This is a genomic window from Limosilactobacillus sp. (assembly GCF_051873075.1).
Taxonomy (GTDB): Bacteria; Bacillota; Bacilli; order Lactobacillales; family Lactobacillaceae; genus Limosilactobacillus.
On sequence record NZ_JBJEEM010000050.1, the window covers coordinates 1 to 8,410 of the forward strand.

Here is an 8,410-nt window from a genome sequence, read left to right on the forward strand (position 1 = left end):
TAGATTATAACTATATAATAAAGTACTGTACGTTATTATATGTGGTATTATCTTTACTTTGTGCGTATTATTTATAGAAAGTATAGTAAAGAAAAATATAACCCAAAGAAAGAATATTAGGTAAAGATATATTATATAAACGCCGATAGAAAATCGGGCGTTTCTCACATATTAGAGGAATGAAATATCGAACAGGAAACAACTTTAACTAAGAACATCATGGATCTACTAGATAAGGATATTCAGAATAAAGTTTTGGATATTAAAAAGCTGGAAGTCAAACGTGACCAGGGAAAAGCACGTGATCGGCTGAGAACTACCTATCGCTCACTTGCTAAGCATGAAACGGAAGAAAACCTTGATCGAAAAGAGTGCCGCTAGGGATGGGTGCAAGATCATCCCCGATCATGGGTCGTGACCATAGGCGATCGCAAGACTGATCGGGAAGCGTTTGGAGATCACTATGATACATGGAAGGGCTGGACGTTTGACCTGGTCGAGGGCCGAGCCTATACGGCTAAGAGCCACGGCAAGAAAGAAGCTAAGTACGGTAAGAGCGGCAAGTACATCACGCTCAAGGATAGGAAAGGTTTACATCGAATGATTATGGCCGCCTACCTAGCCGCACGTGGTGGTAAGTACATCAAGGCCGGGATATGCTTGACGGTAAGTGCCAAGTCCACCATATTCTGGCACCGTGGAAGAGCACACGTCACTAACTTACATTGCTATTACGTTGCTAAGCTCAGGCCAAACAAACATCAACCGTTTAACAATCTTGAAAATAAGATAAGGAAATTCGTTAAAAAGCATCAACAATAAAATGTGAGTTTTACCAACAAATCATAGAGCTGGCATCGCCCTTATTTATGGGGCTGGCGGCATCACGATATATAGAAAAATTGTGAAGATAATTTAGTTCAATGCTGCTGGAATTCCATATTTCCAGGGGATATATAGATTTTTATAGTTATCTTCATTTCACAAAGTAGTCAATTTTGGCAGCCAAAGTTGGCGGCCAGGGGGTAATTTTCACTATGAGATCAATTATATAAAGGGGTATCATAATTAGTTGGTCAACTCACACATCACGAATTTTTAGGAATTGGGAGATAACCCTATTCTGAAATGGTACAAAGTTGTCAATTATTGAATAGGGGGTATTCAAAAACGCTACAAAAGTACCATATTAGAATATAGGCCTCAGAGGCCGTAGGAGCGTTTCTGAGAGTGCTTAGAAAATTGATTGTCAATTATCGGAAACGATTACAAGCGAAACTGAAAGCCCTGGTAACACGTCTTACACACTAGCAACACTTTCTGAGCAAAGGGGAATATCAAATTGGAATGGGAAGAGGAATTATTATCATTGATCGACTATGTGGGGGAGCTGGTCAACGATATTAGTTGAATCTAATATAAGCGATAAATGAAAGCTACAAGAAATAACTATTATTAGTTATTTCTTTTTTTATTTATAAAGATAACTGCCTACTTATAAGCACTTAAGGGCTATCAAGAATTGGAATATCAAATATGTGTTTATTGATACACAGTTTTATTATATGATATAAAATGTATTATATAGAGTAGAAAGAGGGATTGAGATGGAACAACGACACGATAGTAGAATTGAACATTTTCGTGAACTTGGAAAAGAAGTCGAATATTTAGGATTGAAAGATAGAGACTTGCTTGATCAAAAAGGACAACTTGATGATCAGATAAGAACCGATCATAAAAGATTGAAAAAATGTAGCCGTTAGCCCCATGAAGCATGTGGATCAAGGCCGATTTTTGAAAAATTGAATATTGACGAATGAGCTAGTTCATGTGTTCATGAGCGGATTTTTTTCGCTAAAACCGCCACTTTTGGTCAAAAATCGCTCCTTGAGCGCCCTTATTTATGATGTTTGCTACTTATTCACGAAAAACAAGGCAAAGCTCAAATAAACCACATAAATTATAGAGTTCTTTTGGGCAATTTTGAGCGGCGATGTGCTTGCATCCCCTTTGATTATGTAATTCGTATTAGTTAATTTTCATGTGATTTGTGTACAAAAACTGTACCTAGTGAGTATACTTTTTTGATACATTGGCAAAAAAGCCGGGAAGGTTCGCTTTCCCGGCTTTTTCGTGTTTCTTAGTATTGCGCTCTTTCATTAAATATGCTATGGTATTTTCAAATTATTTTTTAATGTTTTTCACATAATACATAGGAGGAATCAGAATGGCATGGGAGAATGATCTTGGGGATAAGCTGGTTCATCAAAACCACTATAACATTGCAGAGACACAGTTAATTCAGTACTTCAACCTGGTTGTAAAGTCCGCTCGCGGCGCCATCGTAACCGACGTTGAAGGGAAGAAGTATATTGACCTGCTGGGAAGTGACTCGGCAATGAATGTTGGGCACAACAATCCCAAGGTGGTGGCCGCACTTAAAAATCAGATCGACCATTTTATCGGCTACGATGCCGGCTACTTCACCAACCCCACCAGTATTAAGCTGGGGGAGCGCCTGGCTGCACTAGCCCCTGGCGATGGTCACAATAAAGTCGCGTATGGAACTTCAGGCTCCGACGCGACGGAAGCACTGATTAAGTTCTCCCGTGCTTATACCGGCCGGTCCTACATTGTCTCCTACGAGGGGGCTTACCACGGGACTACTTATGGGGCAATCACTGCTGGGGCCTGTGATGTCGACATGGTTCGCCAGATTGGTCCGCTTCTCCCCAACGTTGTCCATGTTCCGTTCCCAAACCTCTACCGGCGGCATCCGGGCGAGAGTGAGCATGACGTTGCTATCCGCTACTTCAATGCCTTCAAGCGACCGTTTGAAACCTACCTGCCGGTTGAAGAAACCGCCTGCGTGATGATGGAACCAATCCAAGGGGATGCCGGAATCGTTATCCCGCCAAAGGAATATGTTCAATTGGTTTACAACTTCTGCCATGAACACGGTATCTTATTCGTGGTCGATGAGGTTAACCAGGGACTGGGAAGAACTGGGAAATTCTGGTCCTACCAGCACTTTGGTATTACCCCAGACTTGCTGGCAACGGCGAAGTCCCTTGCTTGTCAACTGCCGATGAGTGCTGTCTTGGGAAGCGCCGACATCCTCGATTCCTTGAAGACCTCGTCCTACGTCTTTACCAGCGGGGGTAATCCGGTGGTGGCGGCAGCCGCGCTAGCAACCTTAGACGTAATCGATGAGGAAGACCTGGTTCACAAGTCAGCAGTCGATGGGGTTTACGCTAAGAAGCAGTTCGAAAAGTTAGCAGACAAGTACCAATGCATTGGCGATATTCGGATGCTCGGTCTTAACGGGGGAATCGAGCTGGTTAAAGACCGGCAGACCAAGGAACCTGATCCGGACGCCGCCGCCAAGGTCATCTACCGGGCCTTTCAGAAAGGGGTCATCATGGTTAAGCTGAATGGCAATGTGCTACGTTTTCAGCCGCCGCTAGTGATTACCCGCGAGCAACTTGATCAGGCCTTTGCAATCCTTGATGATGTCTTTAATGACCTTGAACATGACCGGATTAAGCTACCGGCTGAATTGGCACATGAGGGTTGGTAAGATTAACATTAGATATCAAAAGGGCTCGAGCATTCGGGATTTTCGAATGCTCGAGCCCTTTTGTATACCGCGCTGTTGATTTTTAGCTTATATAGCCCCTTTATTATTTTATTGCTCCTTGACAGTCCCGTCCAAGTTAAATAGGGGGAGGGGCTTCAAGAATTGAATGTCAGTTCGTTTAGCGGCCGCCCCTTCCGCCAAAATTGCCATTTTACCAACAATGTGGCAGCCGGTCTTAGCCAACAGCTCACTGGCCGCATGAATCGAACCGCCAGTACTGATAACATCGTCAACCAGGACGACCCGTTTATTGCGTAGCTTTTCAGCATCGTTGCCATCGAGGACCAGCTCTTGCTCGTGGTTGGTGGTGATAGCATTAACGTGCGTTTCTAGGGGATGACGCATGTACCCCTTTACCGACTTGCGAATAACTAGTGAATGGGGATGATTGCTCAGTAGGGCCAGATCGTGGGCGAGGGAGATGCCCTTACTTTCGACTGTCACCAAATAGTCAAAATCTTTCGGCAGCTTGGACAACAATAGCTTGGCCGCCGTGTAGCTCATTGCATCATCACCCAGCAGGACAAATGAGGCAATTGCCGTATCATCACTAATTGGTACAATGGGCAGGTCGCGCTGCTGGTCACCAATGGTAAGTTGATATGTGTTCATAATAATCCTCCTATAGCATTGCAAACAGTGGCAATAGAATCTTCAGTAAACCGCCGGAGAGCAGCCCGACAAACGGATCCACCAGCGCCGTTACCAGCATCGTGGTGGCCGCGACCAGCTGTTCCTTACCCGCAAGCGCACTTGCCGCGTTTTCCGGAAACGTGACGAATATCCCTAAGACAAATAGGAAACCGGCGATCGAGGAACTCGGGACGTATTTCCCGATCTTCTGCAGCCAGCCGAGTGCAAGAATCAGCGCCATAATGACCATCATGAGGCAGCCGGCGATTACTGGTTCTGGAGCGCTGGCAGTTGCTGAGATAATTGTTTCCACCGGTGCACCGCCCAGCAGACTAGTTCCCATGTCGGCTAGGGCTTGAGAGGCAGTCAGCAGGTTCAGATCGACGGGATTAGGCTTGATCCCGGTCATCTGGCCAGTAATTAACCCGTAAGAAAGGTTGGCACCGATGTTTAAGCAGGCCAAACTCAGCGCCCCACGAATAATTCGGAGGTTGATCGTCGGCTTGGTGAATATAAACTTACGAACAGTCACGTTAGCCGGCAGGTTAGCTTGGTAATGTTCGCCAAAAACGGCGTAGAGGCTTGAGAGAATTACCGAAAGGCAGATTGTCCAAACCAGGTCTTTAGAAATCAGGTAGGTGACCACCGCCACCAAGATTGACAGCCAACCAGTAAAGCTACGGCGATTAGCCTTTGACATGTCGAGGGCAATCTTGGCAAGCATAATGCCCACCCCGGCCATCATCGCGGTAATGATTTGGTTACCGAAGAGGTGGACAATCTGGGTCAAAATACCGGTGAAGCCAATGATGGCCATGATGACGGAACCACCAAAGATAATTGAAGTAAATTCACGGGTGTTGCGGCCTAAATTACCAGTCAGCGCTAGTGATTCAGCTTGAAAAGAAACGGGGGCAACAGAATGAAAAATAAAGTTAATTGCGGCGACAAGTAAAAATGAAAAAGTGGTCGGAAAAATGGCAAAGCCAAGGCCCATTGCCATAATCCCCTGGGGAATCCCATTTAAGACAACGCCAATTGCAGCCATCAAGTCGGCAAACCAATGCATAAATTCTCCTCCTAAATACGAACATTCAACAATAAGCTATCATTGATTGTTAATTTATACGAACATTATCGTGGAATGGCACCATAAAGTCAAGATAAAATTGGGATTAATACGGCAATGGCCTTGATATTGTTCGGAAAACATTATCATTACGAAAGTACCAAAACACCAAATTAACGAAATAAAATGGTCTTGCCACTACGGGATAACCGTTTTGACAAGACCACGTGATTTTTATCGTTTAGCCACTATGACAGGTAAGGTGTTACCATTAGTGCCCAAAATAATGGTTAAGGTTCCAAAGACATTAATTAATACCAGACAATTCCATTAGGCTGACTTATTAAGTAATTACATTTTGGGCAATAATTACCAAAATGCACTGCAAAATCATCCAAGACGGCTCCACAACGTGCACAATGCGGTTTCTCAAATAAAGACATATTTATCCCTTCCTTTTCCGGCTTATTCCTTGATGACAACTATATAATATCCTGGCTATTCTGAGATGTCAATAGATATTTATAGATAAAAGATATTTTAGAAAAAAGACAGAGATAATTATGGTTAATATTAGCCAGTCGCAGTTAGACACAGCTTCACTTTGAACATGGATCGAGGAAATCAGGATTGAGGCATTCGGGTTGCGGCCAGTGATAGAACCCTTGCTTGGTAGCGGGTCCCAACAGGTTTTGATCGATCCGCTCCTTCATTTTAGCGGCTACTAACTTCAGATCCGGATCATTCGTTTTCTCTGCCTCATTAACAACAATATTGTAATGCGTTCTTAGACCAATGACATCAAGGATCGCAAAGGGGCCGTATGGTGCATTAAGGTCAATCATCCATGTCCGATCGATTGTCTGCGGATCGGCAATGCCTTTAGCCCAAAGCTTCAATGCGGCATTCAGCCATGGAACCAGCATTGCGTTAAGGACATAACCGGGCTGTTCCTTGCTGAGGGGGATGGGTACCATTCCAATCCGCGAAGCAAACTCAACCACGTCTGCAAATACCGCTGGCAATGTTTCAGGTGACCCCATCACTTCAGCGGTATTACGCGACCAGATCTGGTTGGCAAAGTGGAGGTGCAGGTACCTGCCGGGCCGATCCGTGTAAGGAGCAAGCTGGCTAGGCAGTAGTGTTGATGAATTGCTGGCAAAGATTGTCTTTTCCGGCGCAACCTCCGATAGTTGGCGGTAAAATGTCTCTTTAATACTTAATTTTTCCGGGATTGCCTCGATCACTAAATCAGCATCTTCAACCGCCTGTGCGAGGTCACTGCTGAAAGTCAAGTTAGCCAATCCCTTTTGAAACTCTTCAGCAGTCGTCCCCATGTCACGAGCATAAGCTGGGGCAAGTCCGTTGATTCGGGCTTTGGCAGCTGCTAAGTGTGCTTCATCAACATCGTAAAGGGTTACGGGCAGACCGCTAAATGCTGTTTGGTAAGCTATCTGACTTCCTAATACACCGCCGCCAGCTACCGTTACGTTTTTAATCATCGTTATCACTCCTTTGGTTTATCTGACTTTAGTATATCAAGCTGTGGTTGGTGCAATCTGGATGATTAGCCATAACAAGCTAATTTTGTAGTAAAATTGGGGCGTGATCTCTGGTATGACCAGGAAGAAGGAGTGGCACTATGGAATTTCATAAGATCAACGCCCCATCATCTACCGACTTATTTGTAAAACAATTAGAGGAGGCAATTTTAAGTGGGCAATTACACCCCGGTGAGCAGCTGCCTAGTGAGCGCGAATTGCAAGCTCAGCTAGGGGTGAGTCGCAACGTTGTTAACACCGCGCTAAGGAGGTTGGCAAGCCAGAATCTAATCTTGATGAAGCCGCGCCAGGGTAACTACGTCGCTGATTTTCGCAAAAACGGAAACTTAGATACGTTGGACATCATCCTAAACTTTAACCGCGGTCATTACAATCGCCACTTATTACAGTCAATTATTGACATGCGTTGGCAAGTGGAACCGATCATCGTTTTCCTGGCTGCCCAACGATCAACGGACGTCCAGTATAAAAGAATCAAACATTTGCTGATAGCGTTTGATAGCTCGAAGGATCCTAGAGAAGAGGGTGAAATCATTGCCAATTTCTTTCACGAGTTGGCAATCGCCTCCGATAACGATATTTACCCGCTCCTTGTCAAAAGCTTTTCAGCCGTTTACCGTGAATTGACGACTGGGCTCTGTCAAGCAGGAAAGAAAGCTCAAATTAGCCAACTAAACTGGCAGCTATTTTCAGCAATCATTCATCAAGACGGTGATACGGCCCAGGAACGTGATCGCCAATTGATCAACTGGACCAAGCAGGTGTTAATAGAAGGAAAATGGTAGCCGGATTCTGATCCTCAAAATCCCCGATGGGAAGCTAAAGATTAACACCTTTTCTGCTAAAAAGGCCGCGAAACTATTTGGCTTCACGGCTTTCCTTATTGTTAAATTGCTTTTGTAATTTAAGTAATTAAGCGCAGGCAATGCAGTAGCAATAGCAGGAACGGCGCCTCAGAATCAACTGAGGCACCGTTCCTGCTATTTTTAACAATAAAAGTGACACGAATGTGACGCGCACACGTCAAATTAAGAATCCAATAATTTTTGTTATGATAAGAGTGCTTTTAGTACGCGCCCGGCTTAGCAACATAATCATCGACCCCGTCAGGGTTGCCGGACCACTTGTATTTGTCATACCAAATCGAGTGCTCTTCCTTGTCGAGGGCGGCGATTTCTTCCATCTCGTCCGCGTCCAGCGTGAAGTTAAAGACGTCCATGTTCTCACGCATCCGTTCCGCATGCGTTGACTTTGGGATAACGACAAAGCCCTGCTGGATTTCCCACCGTAACTCGACCTGGGCAGGGGACTTGCCCTTGTCTTTAGCGATCCGGGTGATGACCGGATCGTTAAGGAGCTGACCATTGCCCAGCGGTGACCAAGCCTCTAGTTGAATTTGCTGATCCTGACAGAACGCGACCGTGTCGGGTTGGTGAATCCGCGGATTAAACTCAATCTGGTTAACCATTGGCTTGATCTGGGCGTGATCAAGGAGGTCGGTCA

The 8,410-nt window shown here is 45.0% G+C and carries 8 protein-coding genes; 4 read left to right on the plus strand and 4 right to left on the minus strand.

What is annotated here, in order from left to right:
* Positions 1 to 414 precede the first annotated feature (414 nt).
* From ACI31J_RS05890 to ACI31J_RS05900, 3 genes are all read left to right on the plus strand, one after another.
* Positions 415 to 822, plus strand: a complete 408-nt coding sequence (locus ACI31J_RS05890) for a hypothetical protein (protein WP_439773507.1) — start codon at positions 415 to 417, stop codon at positions 820 to 822.
* Between the two features lie 785 nt (positions 823 to 1,607).
* Positions 1,608 to 1,766 (plus strand): hypothetical protein, encoded by a 159-nt coding sequence (locus tag ACI31J_RS05895; RefSeq protein WP_439773508.1) that lies wholly within the window; start codon positions 1,608 to 1,610, stop codon positions 1,764 to 1,766.
* 464 nt (positions 1,767 to 2,230) lie between these two features.
* Positions 2,231 to 3,583, plus strand: coding sequence for an aspartate aminotransferase family protein (locus ACI31J_RS05900; RefSeq protein ID WP_439773509.1), 1,353 nt, complete (start codon positions 2,231 to 2,233; stop codon positions 3,581 to 3,583).
* A 108-nt stretch (positions 3,584 to 3,691) separates the two neighbouring features.
* Here the strand turns inward: ACI31J_RS05900 and ACI31J_RS05905 are convergent, their stop codons facing one another.
* From ACI31J_RS05905 to ACI31J_RS05915, 3 genes are all read right to left on the minus strand, one after another.
* Positions 3,692 to 4,255, minus strand: a complete 564-nt coding sequence (locus ACI31J_RS05905; protein ID WP_439773510.1) for a phosphoribosyltransferase family protein — start codon at positions 4,253 to 4,255, stop codon at positions 3,692 to 3,694.
* 10 nt (positions 4,256 to 4,265) lie between these two features.
* A complete protein-coding gene (locus tag ACI31J_RS05910) occupies positions 4,266 to 5,345 on the minus strand; it encodes an NCS2 family permease (protein ID WP_439773511.1) in 1,080 nt (359 codons plus the stop codon).
* A gap of 599 nt (positions 5,346 to 5,944) precedes the next feature.
* Positions 5,945 to 6,847 (minus strand): 3-hydroxyacyl-CoA dehydrogenase, encoded by a 903-nt coding sequence (locus ACI31J_RS05915; protein ID WP_439773512.1) that lies wholly within the window; start codon positions 6,845 to 6,847, stop codon positions 5,945 to 5,947.
* A gap of 140 nt (positions 6,848 to 6,987) precedes the next feature.
* On the opposite strand from ACI31J_RS05915, the gene ACI31J_RS05920 reads away from it, so the two are divergent.
* Positions 6,988 to 7,692: a FadR/GntR family transcriptional regulator gene (locus ACI31J_RS05920; protein ID WP_439773513.1), complete on the plus strand. Its 705-nt coding sequence runs from the start codon at positions 6,988 to 6,990 to the stop codon at positions 7,690 to 7,692.
* Positions 7,693 to 7,973: 281 nt separating this feature from the next.
* On the opposite strand, the gene ACI31J_RS05925 is transcribed toward ACI31J_RS05920, so the two are convergent.
* Positions 7,974 to 8,410, minus strand: a 437-nt coding sequence (locus ACI31J_RS05925; RefSeq protein ID WP_439773514.1) for an aldo/keto reductase, incomplete at its 5' end; no start/stop codon positions are given.

Excerpts from the sequence above, each read along its gene's own strand:
- ACI31J_RS05895 (WP_439773508.1), top strand. The coding sequence starts at position 1,608 with ATGGAACAACGACACGATAGTAGAATTGAACATTTTCGTGAACTTGGA.
- ACI31J_RS05900 (WP_439773509.1), top strand. The coding sequence starts at position 2,231 with ATGGCATGGGAGAATGATCTTGGGGATAAGCTGGTTCATCAAAACCAC.
- ACI31J_RS05905 (WP_439773510.1), bottom strand. The coding sequence starts at position 4,255 with ATGAACACATATCAACTTACCATTGGTGACCAGCAGCGCGACCTGCCC.
- ACI31J_RS05910 (WP_439773511.1), bottom strand. The coding sequence starts at position 5,345 with ATGCATTGGTTTGCCGACTTGATGGCTGCAATTGGCGTTGTCTTAAAT.
- ACI31J_RS05915 (WP_439773512.1), bottom strand. The coding sequence starts at position 6,847 with ATGATTAAAAACGTAACGGTAGCTGGCGGCGGTGTATTAGGAAGTCAG.
- ACI31J_RS05920 (WP_439773513.1), top strand. The coding sequence starts at position 6,988 with ATGGAATTTCATAAGATCAACGCCCCATCATCTACCGACTTATTTGTA.